Origin of the sequence: Paenibacillus sp. 2KB_20 (assembly GCF_052115765.1) — a bacterium.
Classification (GTDB): domain Bacteria; phylum Bacillota; class Bacilli; order Paenibacillales; family Paenibacillaceae; genus Paenibacillus_AQ.
Map to the genome: position 1 here is coordinate 649,001 of NZ_JBFRHH010000001.1, position 19,174 is coordinate 668,174.

Consider the following 19,174-nt stretch of genomic DNA (forward strand, 5'->3'; position numbering starts at 1 on the left):
GAAAGGAACGAAGTTTGTATGACAAAACGTACAATCTTGGCACCGCTGCTCATCCTGCTCGGCGCATACTTGCTCTTAAACCAAGGCGGATCGGTAGGCGCCGGCTCCATCTTCGCCACATTCTGGCCTACCTTGTTCGTGATCCCGTTAGGCCTGTTTTTTCACTGGATGTACTTCTCGCTTGTTGGACGACAGGGTATCGGACTGTTGATACCGGGCGGCATTCTGCTCACAGCTGGTATTGTCAGCCAAATCGCTTCCTTGTTTGACTCGTGGGGTTCCATGTGGCCCGGCTTTATTCTGGCTGTTGCGGCAGGGCTGTTCGAGTTCTACTGGTTCGGATCGCGTAACAAGTGGCTGCTCATACCAATTAACATTCTAACCGTATTGTCGCTGCTGTTCTTCGTGGTATTCTCAATCGGACCCGTGCTGAATTACCTGTCCGTCGTGCAGCCTGTCATCGCCGTGCTGCTTGTGCTTGGCGGAGCTTGGCTGATGCTCGGACGGAAGAGACACGGTTAAGCATCCGCTACGCTAAACTGTTAACAACGCATAAAGGCACTCCGAAGGTTGGTTAACCTTTGGAGTGCCTTTATGCTATGGATGCCCTGCGTAAGCATCAAGAAGAGGCAGCAGCAGCTAAGGTTTCACTGCTGTGAAACAGATGATGAACGCTGCGGATGTAACGGACGGTTCTCGTGCCGGAGTACATCATGACGGAATGCGTTTCGGCCCGTTTACCTGGCATATACTTCACGCCGCGCAGGAAATCGCCAGCTGTCACGCCGGTAGCCACGAATAATACGCCTTCGCGCCCTACCATATCCTCCATCGTCAGCAGCTGCTCCGGATGTTTCAGCCCCATGTCCTGGCATCTAATAAAATCCTCCGGTGTCTCCGGTATAAGCCGTCCCTGAATTTCTCCGCCCAGGCATTTCAAAGCGGCGGCAGCGAGAACGCCTTCGGGAGCCCCTCCGGAGCCCACATAGAGATCGACTTCACTGTCGGTGCAGGTCTCGATCGCTCCCATGACATCTCCGTGACTCAACAGTTTAATCCTTACCCCGGACTCTCGCAAACCCTTGATCATCGCGCTGTGTCGCTCACGATCGAGAATGGATACCGTCATCTCCGACAGCGGCTTTGATAAGATCTCCGATGCTTTTCGAAGGGTTACCTCAATCGGATCATTCAAACTCAGCTTGCCCGCAAGCTCGGGTCCAACCGCGAGCTTATGCATGTAAATATCGGGTGCATGCAGAAGGGTTCCGCGGGGAGCTGCCGCAATCACGGACAACGCGTTGTTCAGCCCGCTGGCCACCGTTTCCGTTCCTTCGAGCGGATCCACTGCTACGTCCATCTTCGGACCTTTGCGGTTCCCTACGCGCTCTCCAATATACAGCATGGGCGCTTCATCCATCTCACCTTCTCCTATGACAACGACCCCATCCATCGCTGCGGAATCAAAATGCTTGCGCATGGCAACCGTCGCCGCTTCATCAGCACTGTTCTTGTCACCTCTTCCTGTCCACCGGGCGGATTGCAGCGCCGCTTCCTCCGTCACTCTTACAAGCTCCAATGCTAATGAACTCTCCATGAATGAATCCCTCCTTTTAGCTTTTTTCATTACCGATGCAGCTTATTTCAAATAATTCGTAATCAGTCCTGCGGTTTCCTCAATCGCCTTGTCAGTAACATCGATGACGGGACATCCGAGCTCCGCATACAGCGACAACGCATAATCCAGTTCTTCTTGTATCCGCTCAAGGGATGCATATTGCACCTGGTGCGGCAATCCCATGACCTTTAAGCGCTCGCTGCGGATTTTAAGCAGATGCTTCGGTTCGATCGTAAGTCCGATAATCGTGCCGTCCGTTACTTCTCTAAGCTGTGAAGGGGGCGACATCTCCGGTACGATCGGGAAATTGACCGTTTTATAGCCTTTATGAGCGAGAAACATCGATAGCGGCGTCTTGGATATTCGGGATACGCCCAGCAATATGATGTCCGCCTTCAAAATGGCGCTAACGTCCTTGCCATCGTCATATTGGACAGCGAATTCCATCGCGTCGACCCTCCGGAAATAGCTGTCGTCCAAGCGATGCAGCAGCCCCGGCAGCCGTTTGGGATAGTCGTTGAACGTATCGGCAAATGCCTGCATCATCGGCCCCATAATATCCACCGTACGAATGTTGAGTCTCACGGCTTCCTCCCGCATTACCTCGCGAAGCTCCGGCTGCACGAGCGTGTAAGCCACAAAGCCTCCGCGCCGCGCTACCTCCTCCATCAATTCGGTCAATTCATCCTCGTCGCGAACGTTCATATAACGTTTAATCTCTGTATTCGGAAGCTCGAACTGGCGTAACGTAGCTTGCACAACCGCTTCAGCCGTCTCCCCAATGGAGTCCGAACAGATTGCTATGAAATGTGTTAATGCCTGATTCATCCGATTCCTCCCATTATTCCTCGGCTACCATATCGAGCAGCATTTTGATAATATTCGTTTTTGTAATCCGACCCACAACCTTCCAGTGTTCCCCCGGATTCCCCGTGGTGGATGGTACAACAACTGGCAGGCTATCGATTTGATGATTGATGATTTTTCGCGCGGCATCCAGCACCGTATCTTCCGGCTGCACGGTTGTCACGTTAGCCCGGCGGGTCATGATCAGGCTTACCGGCATGGAGGATGCCGTTGGGTTGCCAAGCGTTACCTTAAGCAAATCCTTGCGGGACACAATCCCGGCCAGATGGCCGTCGGCATCGGTAACGATCAGATTCCCCACGTTCTCCAGAAACAAGGATACAACGGCTTCATGAATCGTCGTGGTCTCACGCACAATAACCGGAACACCGTGCAGATCGCCAACCTTCATTTTGAGCAGGCGAAACTTCTCCTCCCGGTCGCGCGTACCCCGCTTTCCCAGAAAGTACCCTACCTTTGGCTTGGCATCAATATAATCCAGAACCACCAGTTTGGATAAATCGGTACGAAGGGTGGCTCGGCTGACATTCAGCATCTCCGCAATCTGATCTCCTGTAATCGGTGCATGTTTTTTTACGATATCGACGATATCCTGCTGCCTTGTCGTCAGTTCGATAGTGATCCCTCCTGCGTGCATTTCCTCTACTTGCCGATATAATACGTCATATATAATATATATGCAACATATTTTCGTCCAAAAATACATAATTAGGTATTAATCATTTTTTTGATGCCCATCAAAAAAAGTTATAAATCCACTAAAAAAGCATGCCTCAGGAAAGTTTCCTCCCCCCATAAGCATGCTTTGTGTTTGTATTTACTTTTCATCTAATCATTATCAATTGTTTAATCTTGAGGGTCTGTACCTTTGCATTCTCCTTTACCGCAAAATCCATAAATGATCTTCACTCCGTCGGTTGGAATCGTGTCCACCATTTCATCACATCTGGAGCATATAATCAGGCCCCATTCCTCGTTTGCCTTGCCTTTCGCTGCCTCCGGACTTGTTAACGCTTTCATAACATTTCCTCCTTATGTTTTTTCACTTTGCTGCAAGGCTGTTTACGGTTTGTTATCAAGGGGTAACTCGATTCGCCACATCTTACTGAAGACCAGACCAACCGTTTCGCTAACATAGATCCCTTTATTTTCCACTATATTCTTAATGTATTGGGTAAGAAATGAAGATATGAGTAAATTATGATAATGAAACAAAAAACACGTTAAGTAATATTTATGTCATCATGATTCATGTGTGGAGGATAGGGGATACCCTTAATTTGGCATGATATGATAATATATACTTCAGATTTAATGGAAATTGACATTATAGACGGAGGGTTTGGATTGAAGAACACATGGCAGCTCATTAAGAAAGGAAACACCTCATCCGCGATAGCGGCACTGGGCAACACGGGACTGGCCATAATCAAGGGGATTGCGGCGTCTGTTAGCGGCAGCGGCACGATGTTTGCCTCCGCCATGCATTCCGTGGCCGATGCCGTAAACCAGGGGTTTGTATTCGTAGGCAGCGTGCTCGCCGAGCGGAAGCCGACCAAGAAGTTTCCCACCGGATTCGGCAGGGTCATAAATCTGGTTTGCATGGTAGCAGTGATCGTGGTTACCATCATGGCCTACGAAACGATACTGAAAGGTTTCAAGCTGTTAAACCATCCGGAAGAAGCCACGAATTTCTGGCTTAATTTTATTGTGCTGGCCATTGCCGTTATCATTGACGGTTCCATACTGGTTAAAGCCATGAAAGAGATTATGAAGGAAACCCGTGTTCAAGCATCCGGCCTTGCCCTGCTGCCCGCCGCTTTCAAAAATGCCGGCCGTGCTGCCCCGCCTACACGGCTTGTGTTCTATGAAGACATCGTGGCTACACTCGGCGCCCTCTTTGCTCTGGTTGCCATTATATTCGCATATTTCTTTAACTTCCTCATCCTGGATGGAATCGCCACAATCCTGATCGGCTGTCTGATGGTAGGCGTTGCCTTTAAGGTCGGATATGACAATATGGTCGGCTTAATCGGAGTCGCCGCTCCGAATGAAGTGGAAGAGAAGATCTCCCAGATCATTCTCGGCGATCCGGATGTCCGTGACATCAATCGTCTTCGCATCCTGCAGGAAGGGCGCAACTATCATGTGGAGGCCTACATTGAACTGAAGAAAGGGATGACCCTGGCCGAAGCAGGCCATTCCAAAATGAGAATCAACGCCCTGCTGACCCAGGATCCGAACATCTCGGATGTGACCTTGGGCATCCTAGAGGACGATGGAATCAAGCTCTGGAATCCGAGCGATCCTATAGATAACTAAAAGAGAAAGAGGCGTACCTCAGAGTCCGAATGGACCTTGGGTACGCCTCTTTTTTCATACGACTCTTACTGATTGCGCTTCAGGAATTCGACCATCCGGGCATAAGCGATTTTTTCGTTGGCCTTCTTCGTAATGCCATGCCCCTCGTCTTCGAAAACAAGATATTCCACGTCACGGCCCTTCGCCCTCAAAGCTTCGACGATTTGGTCAGATTCCTCTTTGACGACACGCGGATCGTTAGCCCCTTGGATAATCAGCATCGGGTTCACCATATCATCCAGGTACGTAATCGGCGAATCCTTGATAAAGCGTTCTTTATCCCGTTCCGGATTGCCTATCCAGCGCTCCATAATCGGCTTCCAGTGCTCAGGTACCGAGTTGTAGAAAGTAAACAGGTTGCTGACCCCGACAATATCAATGGCCGCTTTGAAATACTCCGGATTACGCCCTGCCAGCAGCAGAGTCATATAACCGCCGTAGCTTCCGCCCATCACGAAGAGCTTCTCACGGCTCGATATCCCTTGCTCGAACAGCCAATCCATGCCTGCCAAGCAGTCCTTACGCGGTCCCTCGCCCCAATCCTGCTCCACCAATTTCACGAAGGAGCTGCCGTAACCCGTGCTTCCCCGGAAGTTCGGGCAGAAGATGTGATACCCTTTGGCCAGGATATACTGGAACATCGAACGGAACTGCTTGCGTTCCGAGGCTTGCGGGCCGCCATGCGGCCAAAATACCGTATAACCGTTCGCCACGTGGTCTTTGGCACGGAACAGGAGGGCTTCGATCTCCATGCCGTCAAAAGAGGGATACGTTACGACCTCAGGCGTCACCATGTCCTCGTCGGTTAATCCGGTCAGGACATTCTTCGTGATCATGCTCCATGCGCCATTCGCATACCGGTAAATGTTAAGCGGCTTCACGGCTCCGCGGGCCAGCAGGTACAGATTGCCGGATTTCGTCACGTTCAGCTGCTCCACGATGTCCGATGGAAGAGGAATGGCGGTTAGCTCACCACTGTCTAGCGAATAGGCATACAGTCGATCCTCCACCCCTTTTTCCGTGACGATGTAAAGCGTCCGTGAATCCTTATGATAGCGCAAGAGCTGGATGCTCTCCCGGTCAATGCGGCACAGCGGTTCAAACTTCTGCTGAGCAATGTCGTAAGTGGCTACATATGAAAATTCCGATTCGTAATCCGTTGCAAATATGACCTGGTCATTGCTGGCGAACAGCACATCGCCTGAAATATGCACCTGTTCAGGGGAAGGCGTCAAGCACAACGGCTCTTCGCCTTCACGCTTCACGTAACTGACATAGTAGGTGTTGGCATACATTTGGGTATACGCGATGGTTTTCTCGTCGGGACTGACGGCACATATATTCGTTGATGTATCCCGGCCCTCAAGCAGCAGTTGATCCGCTTTGGTATCCAGATGGTATACGCGCGAGTTCAGGAAGGATGGATTGTCTTTCGACGTGGCGTAATATAAGCGCTTGCCGTCCTCTGACAGATGAACGAAATAATGTTTGTCATCCGCATCAGCCCCTTCGAACAAAGGCATCGGTTCGCCACCATTCCAAGGCAGCGCATGAAACTGATAATTCTCATTCCCGTCACGGTCAAACGCCGTTAAGATATGTCGCCCTTCCGGGTCCAGCTTGATAAAGCTTGCGATCTGATCATTGTATGTAAGCGGATAAGGGTAGGACGTCTCTCCTTCTAACTCTATGGCCCATAAATTAAACTTTCCGTTCAGGTTGCTGCTGAACACGAGACGTGACTCGTCTGCGCTGATTCCGAAGGTACGAATGCCATACGTTTGAAAAAATTGCTCCACATCGGGTTTAGGAAATTCGATCATTCATTTGCCTCCCTGACCTCATTTTATTATCCATCGGTTAATAAATGGAGAAGTTTGCCAACCACTGGATTAATCCCATTATAACGCAAAGCTTTCTAAGGGGCATCATTACATAGCCTGGCAGATTGCTACGACTGTGGACCGAGATGAGGCACTTTTTGACCTAAGGCTAGCCTGTGCGTTTGCCATCATCCGTTCACGGATTCCCTCTTCAGCCCGCATATCTGCACCAAGATTCCATATAAATGATAAGAACCATGTTTTTAATAACGAAGGGGGGATTCTCGTGCACCAAGACGAGATCGCGGAACTGGAACGTTCCATTGCGGAGATTACCGAGATCGCTACAGGCTTTGGCCTTGATTTTTACCCTATGCGATATGAGATCTGCCCGGCAGACATCATATACACCTTCGGTGCCTACGGCATGCCAACCCGGTTCAGCCACTGGAGCTTCGGAAAAACCTTTAATAAAATGAAGATGCAGTACGACTTCGGCCTTAGCAAAATCTACGAGCTCGTGATCAACTCCAATCCGTGTTATGCGTTTCTCCTGGACGGCAACTCCCTGATTCAGAATAAACTCATAGTCGCCCATGTCCTTGCACACTGCGATTTCTTTAAAAACAACGCCCGCTTCTCCGTCTCCAACCGTAATATGGTCGAGAGCATGTCGGCTACAGCCGAGCGCATCTCCCGTTATGAGATCGAACATGGCACGGAGGCGGTTGAGCAGTTTATTGACGCCGTGCTAGCGATTCAAGAGCATGTGGATCCCCATATCATAAGACCGGATAAACTTGATAAGCAGCGGTACACCGCACGGCGGATGCAGGCGCAGAAGGAGGAATCCAAGCGGCAGAAGCCTCCCGGCCGGTACGACGATTTATGGGATATGGACGAAGACGGTGAAGACAAAGCCGACAAATTGCCGGCGTCACCCAAACGCTTCCCGCCCGAGCCGGAGAAAGACATCATGTGGTTCATTCAGGAGCACTCCGACATTCTGGAGGATTGGCAGCGAGACATTATGAGCATGCTGCGGGAGGAGATGCTGTACTTCTGGCCGCAGATGGAAACCAAAATCATGAACGAGGGCTGGGCTTCGTACTGGCACCAGCGCATTCTGCGGGAGATGGACCTAACCAGCGAGGAAACGGTGGAATTCGCCAAGCTTAACGCCTCGGTGGTACAGCCGTCGCGCCACAGCCTGAACCCCTACTACCTTGGACTGAAGATCTTCGAGGATATCGAACGCCGCTGGGATCGAGAGAAGATGTTTGATGTCCGCGAATACGACTCCGATATCTCTTTCCTGCGCAATTATTTGACAAAGGAATTGGTGGAGGATCTGGACCTGTATGTCTTTGAGAAAAAAGGGCCAGAGTGGAAAATCACCGACAAGGCGTGGGAACATATCCGCGACCAACTGGTCGTCTCCCGCGTAAACGGCGGCTCCCCGTTTCTCGTGGTGACCGATGGCGATCATCTCCGCTCCGGCGAGCTGATGATCAAGCATCTGTACGAAGGTATTGAGCTTGACCTGAAGTATATGGAACGCACCATCCCCTATGTTTACCGGCTCTGGGGCAAACCCGTGCATCTGCACAGCATGATCGAGGGCAAACCGATCCTGTTCTCCTACGACGGCAAGAAGCTCCATCGGCGATTTATTTAACAACGCAATGCTTGAAGGACAATATGGCGCCATATAACAAACAGCACCCGCACATGAAGGAATTCTCCTCAACGCGGGTGCTGCTGTTGTTTACAGATATCCTTAATCTATTCGCTTCTTAGGTCCCTGTTATACGCTTACCTTCTCGGATACGGTTCCCTCTTGGACATCGTGCTTCTGAACATCATATTCATGTTGAAGCGATTCCAAATCATCGGCCAGCTTTTCCATCATTTTCACAAAAGCAGCCAATTCCTGCGAGCTTGCCGCCTGATTACGTGCGTTCATGGACGTTTTTTCCGATTCCTGCTCCACAAGACCCAGCTTGCGAATAATGCCGCTAACCTTGTCCTGAATCTCATCCATCGCCTTCTTGGAGTTGGTGGCCAGCTTTCGGACTTCCCCGGCAACCACCTCGAAGCCTCTGCCTAATTCCCCGGCATGAGCAGCCTCAATTGCCGCATTCAGACCGAGCAAGTGACTCTGATCCGAGATTTCCCTGATCAAGCTGCCCATCTGCTCAATATGCAGAATTTCCTCGCCCAGCTCGGAAGTCAGAGTATGCGCTTTATCCTGTGCCTCTGCTGTTTTGATTGCATTGTCAGCCATTAACGCCGCGCTTTGATCCAGCTCCACGATCATGGCAGTCAATTCTTGAACTGCATTTGTAATCGCTTCCAACATTCTTTGTTGATCCGATACCAAATTGCTGATCTTCTCTTTCTCTTTCATTTCGTAAGCTTCCAGGACGAGCTGGGAGTCTAAATTAAACATCTTGCTCAGCGCATGCACCACTTGGATCCACTGATCCGGTACGATTTGCTTCAGTAAATCGGTGGCGATGTCCAGATAAACCATGTAACTTCCAAGGTAATAGTCTGTTTTCAGGCCGATTCTGGAGTGAACTTGTCCGATCTTAATCCGTTCGGCAATATAAGCATCATCCACTCTCCCTGCCGCAAGTGACATCCAATATACCCGCTGAGTCTCCTTAAGCCGTTCCACGGTCGAGGTACGCTCGATAATCTGCATCAGCTGCGGCTGCGTCCCGATCTGCGCGTAAAACCGGTTAACGACCTCTTCAACCACCTTCGCAAACACATCACGATGTTTAGCCAGCAGTTCCAACCCTTGTTCATCCAATCCGATATACTCCAACTGTTGGCGTCTTTTCGGGGAAACATCAATCATTTCGAAAAATCCACTCCTAAATAACGTGATCCATCTCACAGGTTCAAGTACTTAGGGTCCATTATAGACTATATTTACCACCTAAACATAATGCTAAAGTCCTAATTATGTGTATATTTGCACCTCCTAACCGGGCTATTTCATCCCGAAGCATGAGAAACCACCCTAACTTCTTGGGTGGCTTCTCATAGCATTCCATTATTCTATCCGGTATTACCGATTCAATAGACTGCCCACATAACGCAGCAGCTCGTTCGCGCATACCGGGCAATATCCATGCTCCTCGATCAGTCTGGAGCTAACCTCGTTGATCCGTTTCAACTGCACGGCATCCGGCGTTTTGGTCGAGGTTGTAATCTTGACGATATCCTTCAGGTCAGTGAACAGCTTCTTCTCAATCGCCTCGCGCAGGCGCTCATGATTGTGATACTCGAACTTTTTACCCTTCCGGGAATAAGCCGAGATGCGAATCATGATCTCTTCCCGAAAAGCCTTCTTCGCGTTTTCCGAGACGCCGATCTGCTCCTCGATCGAACGCATCAATCTTTCGTCCGGATCCATCTCTTCATCCGTTAACGGATCGCGAATTTTCGTCCAGTTGCAGAATGCTTCGATGTTATCCAAATAATTCTCGAACAGCGTCTTGGCAGACTCCTCGAAGGAATACACAAAGGCCTTCTGGACTTCCTTCTTCGCCAGATCATCATACTCCTTGCGTGCGGCGGCAATAAAATTCAGATAGCGCTCCCGCTCCTCCTTGGCAATCGAAGCATGCTGATCCAGCCCATCCTTGATCGCCCGCAGCATATCCAGCGCGTTAATGCACTGAAGATCCTGCTTAATCAAAGCACTGGATATCCGGTTAATGACATATCGCGGATCAATCCCGGACATGCCTTCTTCCAAATATTCATTCTGCATCTCTTTCAGGTCCGCTTCTTTATACCCTTCGACTTCCACCCCATCGTACATCCGCATCTTCTTGATCAGATCCATCCCTTGCTTCTTCGTTTCCTTCAGACGCGTCAAAACGGAGAATATCGCGGCAGAACGAAGCGCGTGCGGCGCGATGTGAATATGCTTCATATCGCTTTGGCCGATCAGCTTCGAGTAGATCTTCTCCTCGTCGCTAACTCTCAGGTTATACGGAATCGGCATGACAATCATCCGCGATTGCAGCGCCTCATTTTTCTTATTCGCGATAAATGCTTTATACTCGGATTCGTTGGTGTGGGCCACAATCAGCTCATCGGCGCTAATTAGCGCAAACCGGCCCGCTTTAAAGTTCCCTTCCTGGGTCAGGGAGAGCAAATTCCACAGAAATTTCTCGTCGCACTTCAGCATCTCCTGGAATTCCATCAAACCGCGGTTCGCTTTGTTTAACTCGCCGTCAAAGCGATAGGCCCGCGGATCCGATTCCGAGCCGTATTCCGTGATGGTGGAGAAATCGATGCTGCCGGTTAAATCGGCAATATCCTGCGACTTGGGATCGGACGGGCTGAATGTGCCGATGCCGACGCGATTCTCCTCGGAGATTAACACCCGCTCGACTTCAACCTGTTCGATATCTCCGCCGTATTCGGTCTTGAGGCGAAGTTGGCAGGCCGGGCACAAATTGCCCTCGATCCGGACGCCAAGCTCCTTCTCGATTTCGGGTCTTAGCTCCAGTGGAATCAGATGCAGCGGCTCCTCCTGCATCGGGCAGCCGGATATCGCATATATAGCCCCCCGATCGGTACGGGAATGCTTCTCCAGGCCGCGCTTCAGCAGCGTGACCAGCGTGGATTTCCCGCCGCTGACGGGCCCCATAAGCAGCAGTATGCGTTTGCGTACATCCAGTCTGCGGGCCGCGGAATGGAAATATTCCTCAACGAGTTTCTCAACAGCTCGGTCGAGACCGAAGATTTCCTGTTCAAAAAACTTATATTTTTTCTGACCCCCGCTCTCTTCGAAACCGTAGGATTCGATCATGTCATATACACGGGCATGTGCCGTCATGGCTGGAGAGGGATCCTTCTTAAGTATTTCAATGTATTCCCTGAATGTGCCGCTCCACGCCAAACGGTCGCCTTCTGCCCGATATGATGCTATGCGTTCGAAAATATCCATTTCGCTACCTCCTATGAGTCTGTTTATGGGGATTGGCTTCCATTCCACAGCGTCATTAGAAAACATTCCATTTTCGAAAAAGTGTATTACATACCTATGCGACTTGCTTGGAATAGTTGACCTTATTTTCGAAGTCATGCGCATGCAATTTATCTAACCACCGGTCCATTCTACACTCGGGTACGCCACGCGAGCCGTCCCCATGCTATACTGAAATTACATTAACTTGACATTAAAGCATCTTTCGAATAAAAGGAGAGTCATCATGGCGATAAAGCATGAAGCCGAGCTGTACGCTCCCCTGAAGGCCTTTTTTGAATTGAACGGATATGAAGTGAAAGGCGAGGTACGAAATTGCGATCTGGTCGGTATGAAAGAGGGCGCCGATGAACCGCTGATCGTGGAGCTGAAAAAAACATTCAATCTGGCCCTTCTTCTCCAAGGCATCGAGCGGTTGAAGCTGACTCCTTACGTTTACCTGGCCGTCGAGAAGAGCCGGGCGAAGAAAGGAGCGGTCAATCAGCGCTGGGCGGATCTGACGGGGCTTTGCGGACGATTGGGATTGGGACTCATTACGGTCACCTTCTACAAAACCAAAGCGCCCTTCATCGAGGTGCTCTGTGAGCCGGAAATGGCGGTACAGAAGGGAAGGACAGCCATCAGGCGCAAGGAGCGCCTGTTGTATGAATTCCGTGAGCGCAGCGGTGATTACAATACAGGTGGGGTAACGAGAGCCAAGCTGGTTACCGCTTATCGCGAGAAGACGCTGCGCGTGGCTGCTGCCATGAATGCGGCGGAAGTGGAGCAGCGGAGCTCGCGTGAATCTCAGGAGGGGCATGAGCTTCAAGAAGGAACTGCCCCTGCGATACTGCCTGGTATTTCTCCCGCAGCTGTGCGGGATCGAAGCGGCGTTGGATCAGCGGCTGACATTCTGCAGCGCAATTACTACGGCTGGTTCCGTCGGGTGAGCCGCGGACGCTACGTGCTCACACCAGCAGGCGTACAGGCCCTGGCAGACTATGCTACCGTATTGAAATCATAAATTCTGGATGCAGACCTTCGAACAAGTAAATATTCGCCCATGAAAAAAAGCTGCTGATTCTCTTCCGAACCTGAAATCAGGCTCCATCAGCAGCTTTGTTATGTTATACACGATTCGTAAAAAGAAACCTTCCATGTCTAATTCCGGGCTGTAAATTCCATTACGGCCTCGCTGATGAGATTCATACCGAGCAGCAGCTCATCCCGCCCCGGATGCGTAAAATTCAGCCGGATACACTCACGGGTATGATCAGCTGCCGAGCACATCGAGCCTGGCAGGAAAGCGGCTCCTTTTAATAGAGTAGCTCTTAGGAGCGCATCCCCATTCAATCCCGGAGGTAGCCGTACCCAGAGAAACATCCCCCCGGGAGGCACTGCATACTTCGAATCCTTCCACGCGCTGCGTTTCAGCAGTTCCACCATCAGCTTGAGCCTCGTTGCGTATTCCCGATTAAGCATGCCGATATGATCTTCCAGCTTAAAATGCTTCGATTCCAGCAGATGGTGCAGCATCCGCTGGTTCAGCATGCTGGATTGCCAGTCGGCCATCTGCTTCACGGCCGTCATCATCTCAATCAAGCGCCGGTTCCCGGCAGCCCATCCCGTACGCAGCGCTGGCGCAACGGTTTTACTGAACGAGCCCACATACAGAACATGTCCTCCCTGCGGCTCCTCAAGTGAGAAGATGGAAGGAATTCGGGGCTTCGGATTCTTGGGATCCGCAAAATAAAGATCACCGTAAGAATCATCCTCCACAATAAGAAGTTCGTGTGAGATACACAGCTCCAGCACCTGCTTACGCCGTTCCAAACTCCACATCACGCCTGTTGGATTAGTAAAATTGGGCGCAGCCATAAGCAGCTTCGGCTTGTGCTGCCGAATCATGGTCTCCAGGTGCTCCGGCAGCATCCCGTCTTGATCTCCCTCCACAGGCACGATGACGGCACCTTGGAGGCGCAGCACCTGAAGCAGTCCTGGTGAGGTTGGATTCTCCACCAGTACCGGGTCGCCCGGGTCCACATACACCCTGACCAGCAAATCGATGGCCTGCTGGGTGCCCGTTGTCAGCAAAATATGCTGAGGCAGGACACTCAGGCCTTTTCGCCGGGAAAAGTCCTCGCTCAGCCACTCGCGCAGCGGCCCATACCCTTCTGCCTCACCGTACTGCAAGGCGAGTGGGTCCTCGGAGAGCACCGATGTCGCCGCTTCTGCCAGTGAATGCAAAGGAAACAATTCTTCAGCCGGCAGCTCTTCTGCCAAGGAAATAAAAGAATCCCGCTTCGCAAGTTCCCTGATATCGCGCAGCGGGGATGACAAAAGGGTCTGTGCACGGGAAGCAAAGGAAAACTGCATGGAAGTCCCTCCTCTAACCGTTATCAAAACCTCGGTTTTGTATTCAGGAGCCTCTTTACAACCTCTAAAAGGTATTCCTGATATTTATATATTATAACCTTAATCCTGCATTAGGCATAAATTTGCCGGCCTTGGCGGGTGTAGAGGGCATATTTCTCGATCGCCTGCGCACGAGTGGATACCCCCAGCTTCACATAGATTTTGCGGAGGTAATTGTCAATTGAGCGGCGGCTTACCTGAATTTCCATGGCGATTTTGTCGTATGTAATGCCCTGGACGATCCGTTCCATTATAAAAGCCTCCGTCTCGGAGAGCTGGAGTCCGCCTTCATTCATTGCAGAGGCCGTTAACGGCCAGATGCCTTGCCTTACCCAGTCGAGCGGCAACGAGGCAACGCCTTCCCGGAGTCCTCTAATCATATGTATGAGCTGAAAGGTGGATGCCTGTTTGGACAATAGGCCGCTTGCACCGCGGCTGATCAAGGATTGCAGCAACGGAAGGCCATCATTGTCGGTCATAATGACGACATGGGTCTTAGGGGACAGCTGCTTCATCTGCTCCAATACGGCTTCCGAGGTATGTTCCGACAAATGATAATCCAATAGTACCAAGTCAGGAAGCAAATCCCCGACCATTCGAAGCCCTTCTGAATCCGAGGATGTCATTCCCTCAACGAGCAGATCCTGCTGCTCTTCCAAAATCAATTTTGTTCCCAGCATGCTTGTAGGTTGACTGCCAACGATAACTACCCGCCAAACCTGATTCATTTTCTAATAGACCTCCTGTATCAGCAAACTTGAATCTCTAGTATCTCTATTAAGTAAGCGCCGTCAATTTCTTACATATCCGGTATTGCGAATCTCCGTTGTTTGCAGATGGATAGACGCAATTCGGAGCTGTCATTCATGTAGAAATAAGGTTAATTAATCCTATAGGCGCAGGGCCTTTGACGGTATGCATGGCGAATGTCTTATATGTATCCTGTTTGATAATCAAATCTATACAGATTGTATCCCACTCTATCTTTCTAGGCAATCTATTTTTCATAAAAACAAGTGCTATTAGTTCGTCTTTGCGAAAGTAATCCTGACATGTTAGAATGAAATTTGGAAAAAATGATAGTTTTTGAGGGGTGATGAAATGCCATTGTTGGAGCAGGAACACAATACCCCCTATAAATCCCGTGAGGAAACGCAGCAAAAGGGGCCATCCACCAAATGGTTCTGGGTATTTTGGATTGTTCTCATCGGGCTGGGTACCACCGCAGCCTACCTATATAGTAATCACTTGAAAGAGCAAGTCGTGGTGCAGCTGCAGCAGGATACGCGCCAGGAGATGGCGGCATTCAAAGCGGAGTACGACCAAAGGTTTAACGAGCTGGTTCAGGAAATGGACGAGATGCAGAGCAAGGTTCAGTCGTTTAATGAGCTGCTGACCTTTACCAAGGATCAGGCTAGCGGCAAAACGGACAACAGCAACAAGCTGTACAGTCAGCTAAGCCAAGTTGAGAAACAGCTGAAAGAGCTGGAACGCAAGATGGAGCTGCTGAAGTGAGAACACTGAAGTATATCCGTCCCAAGCAGTTAAACCGTACATTTATGCTGGCCATTGCACCTTTTATCGGAATGCTGCTATGTATGTGGTTAATTACGGAACCGCCGCACCTGTCGCACGAAACCGCGGAGTACATACCATCCGGCAGCATATCGGAACAGTCCGCCGTGATCAAACAGGATTTGGATCAAGCCGCTGTCTATGCGGAACAGACGATATCCTCCATTGAAAAAACGGCCAAGCTCTATCGGCAAACGACCGCCACGGTAGGAACCATTCTGCAATCAGCGGAAGCACAAACTTCACGCCCGGAGCAAATCTATAATCGCCGGATCACAACCAAACTGGGTGTCCCTATTGAAACGGTCAACAGTGACCGGATTCGAATTGAGTTATACAAGATCAACCCGGGTACTTATCACGGATATGCGATGAAGGTCAAATTGAAGGATCCTTCCGCGATGAAGATGTCGCTAGGGAGCGAAAGCGGCAGGCCCGGGTCCGTAGAAACCACCATGCGTGCCGTAAGCCGGCATGGTGCGGTTGCAGGGATTAATGCCGGTGGATACGCTGACGGGAACGGGGGCAGACATCCGCTGAGCACGACCTATTATGATGGCAAATACGTCTCGGGGTTTCAACCGAGCTTTAAGGATCTTGCCTTTGTCGGCATGAGCAAATCCGGCAAGCTGATCGGTGGCAAGTTCTACAGCCAGAGCGAGCTTGACCGGCTCGATCCCATGTTCGGTGCTACCTTTGTACCCGTGCTGCTCCAAAACGGCAGTAAAACAACAATTCCCGAGAAATGGAGAACGACCCCCGGCCGGGCACCGCGTACCGTCATCGGCAATTACAAGGACGATCAGCTGCTCATCCTGGTTACCGAAGGATATGACGAGAAGGGCAAATCGGGAGCCACGCTGCAAGAGCTGCAGAACAAGCTTAAAAATTTGGGCGTGATTGACGCTTATAATCTCGATGGCGGCGGGTCCGCATCCCTAATCCTAAACGGCCGGGTCGTGAACAAACCGTCGGACGGAAATCTGCGCCCGGTACCCACGCACTTCTTATTTTTCAAATGATAGAATCGGCACTCATATTCTCGTTTATTTTTTGGCTCAAGGTGGTTATAATAAGGTTAGCTTAGCAGGAGGTGGCAAGAATGTCGTTCTCATTAACATTTTGGATCGTCATGCTCGTATTCGCCCTTTACATGGTTGGCATTTGGACCGCGGCATACAATGATGATAAAACCAAAGGCCTGTAAGGCGTCTCCCTCGTATATCGGGGGAGTTTTATTTTTTTGAGGAACAAAAAAGGCACCGCTCATTAGCGATGCGCAAAAGGTAATTCATTTGAGGTACTAGGCATGTTTCGGAAGCTGCTGCATTTCGGACATGCATTGTGAACAGATATAGCGCTCTTTAAACTCGCTAACTCCGTCCATAGAACCACAGAAGACGCATTTCGGACGATAGCGCTCCAATATAATATGGTCCCCCTGTACAAGAATTTCTACGGGATCCCCCTCGTTCATTTGATATCTCTTGCGTAGAGACTTAGGCAGAACGATTCTTCCCAGCTGATCAACTTTACGAACAACACCAGCAGGTTTCATAACGATTGTACACCTCTTTCATTTTCAACAAGTGATTTCTGACACCACAGTTCAGAACTGATAACAAGGGCCTAGTATAATAGTTCGATAAAAAGTTGTCGAATCCTGCTGGAAATTAAGAATTTCTTAGTTTTTTTCAATATCAACTAGGTATACTGGATGATATTCCCCAAAAAACTTGAAGTTTTGCAAAAACTTATTCCATACCCGGGAAATCCAATTGACGCAGTGCTTCATATACCATAATCGCTGCAGAGTTGGATAAATTCAAAGAACGAACCTTATCGGTCATCGGCATGCGGATGCAATGCTCGCTATTCGCGGCTAGCAGCTCCGGCGGCAATCCCTTGGTTTCTTTGCCAAACACCAAAAAATCCCTGTCTTGATATTCAATGTCCATGTAACGCTTGGTAGCCTTCGTCGTGGCGTAATAATAACGTCCTTCCGGATAGAGCGCCTGCAACTCCTCAAAGGAATCGTGATATTCAATATGTACGGCATACCAGTAATCCAGCCCGGCCCGCTTTAATGTCTTGTCGTCTGTATTAAAACCGAGCGGACGGACCAGGTGCAGATGTGTGCCCGTTGCGGCGCAAGTTCTGGCGATATTGCCCGTATTGGCTGGAATTTCCGGTTCGACTAGTACGATGTGTAATGCCATGTTGATAAGTCCACCTTTTCTTCTGTTTTATTTTTATTATAACCGATTCCTTCCCGATTTCCCGGGATATCCAGAAATAACCTTCCGCTGAACCGGCGGAAGGTTATCATTGTGTAATCTTGTATGATCTTAGCTGTGACTCTTCTTAAACTGCTGCATAAATTCTACCAGCGCCTGAGCGCTCTCATACGGAACGGCGTTATATACCGAAGCCCGCAAACCGCCGACGCTGCGATGACCCTTCAGGCCGACAAAGCCTGCTTGCTCCGAAGCCTTCACGAATTCCTTCTCCAGCTCCTCAGAGGCAAGACGGAACGTAATGTTCATATCGGAACGTACCTCTGCATTCACGCAGCCGCGGTAAAAGCCTTCGCTGTGATCAATGGCATCATAGATGAGTGCGGCTTTCTTGCGGTTCATCTCTTGAACGCCTTGAAGGCCACCCTTCTCTTCAATCCACTTCAACACTTCGTTGATCATATAGATGCCGAAAGACGGCGGCGTGTTGTACAGCGAGTTATTTTTCAAATACGTATTGTAACGGAGCATAGTCGGCAGATGTTTAGGAGAATCTGTAATCATATCCTCTCTGACGATCACAACCGCAACGCCGGACGGCCCCAAGTTCTTCTGAGCGCCCGCATAAACCATCGCGAATTGGTTCAAATCGAACGGACGGCTGAGGATATCGCTCGACATATCACAGATAAGCGGCACCGAACCGGTATCCGGGAATTCCTTAAACTGTGTGCCTTCAATCGTTTCATTGGAAGTCAGATGGAGATAAGCTGCATGATCCGACAGCTTGATGTCCCTAAGGCTAGGCAGAGCCATGTACTTGCTCTCCTCAGAGGAGGCTGCCACATGAGTTTCGCCGATCAGCTTGGCTTCTTTAATCGCCTTGTCAGACCAGCTTCCCGTCATTACATAGTTCGCAACCTGGCCTTGTCCCAAGAAGTTCATCGGAATCATGGCAAATTGCGTGCTTGCACCGCCTTGGATGAACAACACCTTGTAGCCGGATGGATTCCCCAGCAGGGACAGCAAGCGCTCCTGCGCTTCGTTATGAACGGCTTCATATACAGCACCGCGATGAGACATTTCCATAATCGACATGCCGGTATCCCCGTAATTGACGAATTCGGCCTGGGCGCGCTCCAACACTTCAAGCGGCAATGCAGCAGGTCCTGCGTTAAAATTGTATGCTCTCTTGCTCAAAAGACTCTCCACCCTTTCTCTACTATGAATGCTAATTAACGCTAATCATAGCAACAATCCCATAGACCTTCAAGTGTAATTA

Annotated in this window: 18 protein-coding genes; 6 read left to right on the forward strand and 12 right to left on the reverse strand. The window is 50.1% G+C overall.

Going from position 1 to position 19,174, the window contains the following annotated elements:
* The first annotated feature begins 18 nt into the window (after positions 1–18).
* Positions 19–522, forward strand: a complete 504-nt coding sequence (locus tag AB4124_RS03015) for a hypothetical protein (protein ID WP_076324440.1) — start codon at positions 19–21, stop codon at positions 520–522.
* A 97-nt stretch (positions 523–619) separates the two neighbouring features.
* Here AB4124_RS03015 and glpX read toward each other — a convergent pair whose 3' ends face one another.
* The 4 genes from glpX to AB4124_RS03035 all read right to left on the reverse strand — a co-directional run bounded on the left by glpX (position 620) and on the right by AB4124_RS03035 (position 3,505).
* Positions 620–1,597, reverse strand: coding sequence for a class II fructose-bisphosphatase (gene glpX / locus AB4124_RS03020; RefSeq protein ID WP_441971081.1), 978 nt, complete (start codon positions 1,595–1,597; stop codon positions 620–622).
* Between the two features lie 42 nt (positions 1,598–1,639).
* Positions 1,640–2,446 (reverse strand): pyruvate, water dikinase regulatory protein, encoded by an 807-nt coding sequence (locus AB4124_RS03025; RefSeq protein WP_076324442.1) that lies wholly within the window; start codon positions 2,444–2,446, stop codon positions 1,640–1,642.
* A 13-nt stretch (positions 2,447–2,459) separates the two neighbouring features.
* Positions 2,460–3,122 (reverse strand): helix-turn-helix transcriptional regulator, encoded by a 663-nt coding sequence (locus AB4124_RS03030; RefSeq protein WP_009595798.1) that lies wholly within the window; start codon positions 3,120–3,122, stop codon positions 2,460–2,462.
* Between the two features lie 209 nt (positions 3,123–3,331).
* On the reverse strand, positions 3,332–3,505 hold the full coding sequence (locus AB4124_RS03035) for a GapA-binding peptide SR1P (RefSeq protein WP_076324443.1): 174 nt from the start codon (positions 3,503–3,505) through the stop codon (positions 3,332–3,334).
* Between the two features lie 327 nt (positions 3,506–3,832).
* Between AB4124_RS03035 and AB4124_RS03040 the strand changes: the two genes are divergently transcribed.
* Positions 3,833–4,807 (forward strand): cation diffusion facilitator family transporter, encoded by a 975-nt coding sequence (locus tag AB4124_RS03040; RefSeq protein WP_339267431.1) that lies wholly within the window; start codon positions 3,833–3,835, stop codon positions 4,805–4,807.
* Between the two features lie 65 nt (positions 4,808–4,872).
* Here the strand turns inward: AB4124_RS03040 and AB4124_RS03045 are convergent, their stop codons facing one another.
* Positions 4,873–6,669 carry an alpha/beta fold hydrolase gene (locus tag AB4124_RS03045; RefSeq protein ID WP_441971084.1) on the reverse strand — a complete coding sequence of 599 codons (1,797 nt, stop codon included), beginning with the start codon at positions 6,667–6,669 and terminating at the stop codon, positions 4,873–4,875.
* A 286-nt stretch (positions 6,670–6,955) separates the two neighbouring features.
* On the opposite strand from AB4124_RS03045, the gene AB4124_RS03050 reads away from it, so the two are divergent.
* Positions 6,956–8,347 (forward strand): SpoVR family protein, encoded by a 1,392-nt coding sequence (locus AB4124_RS03050; RefSeq protein ID WP_441971086.1) that lies wholly within the window; start codon positions 6,956–6,958, stop codon positions 8,345–8,347.
* Between the two features lie 129 nt (positions 8,348–8,476).
* Here the strand turns inward: AB4124_RS03050 and AB4124_RS03055 are convergent, their stop codons facing one another.
* The gene (locus tag AB4124_RS03055) at positions 8,477–9,538 is read right to left on the reverse strand and encodes a globin-coupled sensor protein (RefSeq protein WP_076324447.1); all 1,062 of its coding nucleotides are present in this window, start codon (positions 9,536–9,538) and stop codon (positions 8,477–8,479) included.
* A gap of 213 nt (positions 9,539–9,751) precedes the next feature.
* Entirely contained in the window at positions 9,752–11,647 is a 1,896-nt protein-coding gene (locus tag AB4124_RS03060; RefSeq protein ID WP_076324448.1) for a PrkA family serine protein kinase, read from the reverse strand.
* A 265-nt stretch (positions 11,648–11,912) separates the two neighbouring features.
* Here AB4124_RS03060 and AB4124_RS03065 point away from each other — a divergent pair, with 265 nt between their 5' ends.
* Complete coding sequence (locus tag AB4124_RS03065; RefSeq protein WP_339291652.1) at positions 11,913–12,689, forward strand: DUF2161 family putative PD-(D/E)XK-type phosphodiesterase; 777 nt, start codon at positions 11,913–11,915, stop codon at positions 12,687–12,689.
* A gap of 137 nt (positions 12,690–12,826) precedes the next feature.
* Here the strand turns inward: AB4124_RS03065 and AB4124_RS03070 are convergent, their stop codons facing one another.
* A complete protein-coding gene (locus AB4124_RS03070) occupies positions 12,827–14,041 on the reverse strand; it encodes an aminotransferase-like domain-containing protein (RefSeq protein WP_441971089.1) in 1,215 nt (404 codons plus the stop codon).
* Between the two features lie 110 nt (positions 14,042–14,151).
* The gene (locus AB4124_RS03075) at positions 14,152–14,808 is read right to left on the reverse strand and encodes a DNA-binding response regulator (protein WP_379407697.1); all 657 of its coding nucleotides are present in this window, start codon (positions 14,806–14,808) and stop codon (positions 14,152–14,154) included.
* Positions 14,809–15,181: 373 nt separating this feature from the next.
* Between AB4124_RS03075 and AB4124_RS03080 the strand changes: the two genes are divergently transcribed.
* Together AB4124_RS03080 and AB4124_RS03085 are read left to right on the forward strand one after the other, a co-directional pair.
* Positions 15,182–15,595, forward strand: a complete 414-nt coding sequence (locus AB4124_RS03080) for a hypothetical protein (RefSeq protein ID WP_339291655.1) — start codon at positions 15,182–15,184, stop codon at positions 15,593–15,595.
* Complete coding sequence (locus AB4124_RS03085) at positions 15,592–16,677, forward strand: phosphodiester glycosidase family protein (RefSeq protein WP_441971092.1); 1,086 nt, start codon at positions 15,592–15,594, stop codon at positions 16,675–16,677. The genes AB4124_RS03080 and AB4124_RS03085 overlap by 4 nt, the downstream gene beginning before the upstream one ends.
* A 281-nt stretch (positions 16,678–16,958) precedes the next feature.
* Here AB4124_RS03085 and AB4124_RS03090 read toward each other — a convergent pair whose 3' ends face one another.
* The 3 genes from AB4124_RS03090 to serC all read right to left on the reverse strand — a co-directional run bounded on the left by AB4124_RS03090 (position 16,959) and on the right by serC (position 19,092).
* Positions 16,959–17,213, reverse strand: a complete 255-nt coding sequence (locus tag AB4124_RS03090) for an AbrB/MazE/SpoVT family DNA-binding domain-containing protein (RefSeq protein WP_009595823.1) — start codon at positions 17,211–17,213, stop codon at positions 16,959–16,961.
* Positions 17,214–17,409: 196 nt separating this feature from the next.
* Positions 17,410–17,874 (reverse strand): tRNA (uridine(34)/cytosine(34)/5-carboxymethylaminomethyluridine(34)-2'-O)-methyltransferase TrmL, encoded by a 465-nt coding sequence (trmL, locus tag AB4124_RS03095; protein WP_441971095.1) that lies wholly within the window; start codon positions 17,872–17,874, stop codon positions 17,410–17,412.
* 129 nt (positions 17,875–18,003) lie between these two features.
* A complete protein-coding gene (gene serC, locus AB4124_RS03100; RefSeq protein ID WP_430106398.1) occupies positions 18,004–19,092 on the reverse strand; it encodes a 3-phosphoserine/phosphohydroxythreonine transaminase in 1,089 nt (362 codons plus the stop codon).
* Between the last annotated feature and the right edge of the window lie 82 nt (positions 19,093–19,174).

Excerpts from the sequence above, each read along its gene's own strand:
- AB4124_RS03015 (WP_076324440.1), top strand. The coding sequence starts at position 19 with ATGACAAAACGTACAATCTTGGCACCGCTGCTCATCCTGCTCGGCGCA.
- glpX (WP_441971081.1), bottom strand. The coding sequence starts at position 1,597 with ATGGAGAGTTCATTAGCATTGGAGCTTGTAAGAGTGACGGAGGAAGCG.
- AB4124_RS03025 (WP_076324442.1), bottom strand. The coding sequence starts at position 2,446 with ATGAATCAGGCATTAACACATTTCATAGCAATCTGTTCGGACTCCATT.
- AB4124_RS03030 (WP_009595798.1), bottom strand. The coding sequence starts at position 3,122 with ATGCACGCAGGAGGGATCACTATCGAACTGACGACAAGGCAGCAGGAT.
- AB4124_RS03035 (WP_076324443.1), bottom strand. The coding sequence starts at position 3,505 with ATGAAAGCGTTAACAAGTCCGGAGGCAGCGAAAGGCAAGGCAAACGAG.
- AB4124_RS03045 (WP_441971084.1), bottom strand. The coding sequence starts at position 6,669 with ATGATCGAATTTCCTAAACCCGATGTGGAGCAATTTTTTCAAACGTAT.
- AB4124_RS03055 (WP_076324447.1), bottom strand. The coding sequence starts at position 9,538 with ATGATTGATGTTTCCCCGAAAAGACGCCAACAGTTGGAGTATATCGGA.
- AB4124_RS03060 (WP_076324448.1), bottom strand. The coding sequence starts at position 11,647 with ATGGATATTTTCGAACGCATAGCATCATATCGGGCAGAAGGCGACCGT.
- AB4124_RS03065 (WP_339291652.1), top strand. The coding sequence starts at position 11,913 with ATGGCGATAAAGCATGAAGCCGAGCTGTACGCTCCCCTGAAGGCCTTT.
- AB4124_RS03070 (WP_441971089.1), bottom strand. The coding sequence starts at position 14,041 with ATGCAGTTTTCCTTTGCTTCCCGTGCACAGACCCTTTTGTCATCCCCG.
- AB4124_RS03075 (WP_379407697.1), bottom strand. The coding sequence starts at position 14,808 with ATGAATCAGGTTTGGCGGGTAGTTATCGTTGGCAGTCAACCTACAAGC.
- AB4124_RS03080 (WP_339291655.1), top strand. The coding sequence starts at position 15,182 with ATGCCATTGTTGGAGCAGGAACACAATACCCCCTATAAATCCCGTGAG.
- AB4124_RS03090 (WP_009595823.1), bottom strand. The coding sequence starts at position 17,213 with ATGAAACCTGCTGGTGTTGTTCGTAAAGTTGATCAGCTGGGAAGAATC.
- trmL (WP_441971095.1), bottom strand. The coding sequence starts at position 17,874 with ATGGCATTACACATCGTACTAGTCGAACCGGAAATTCCAGCCAATACG.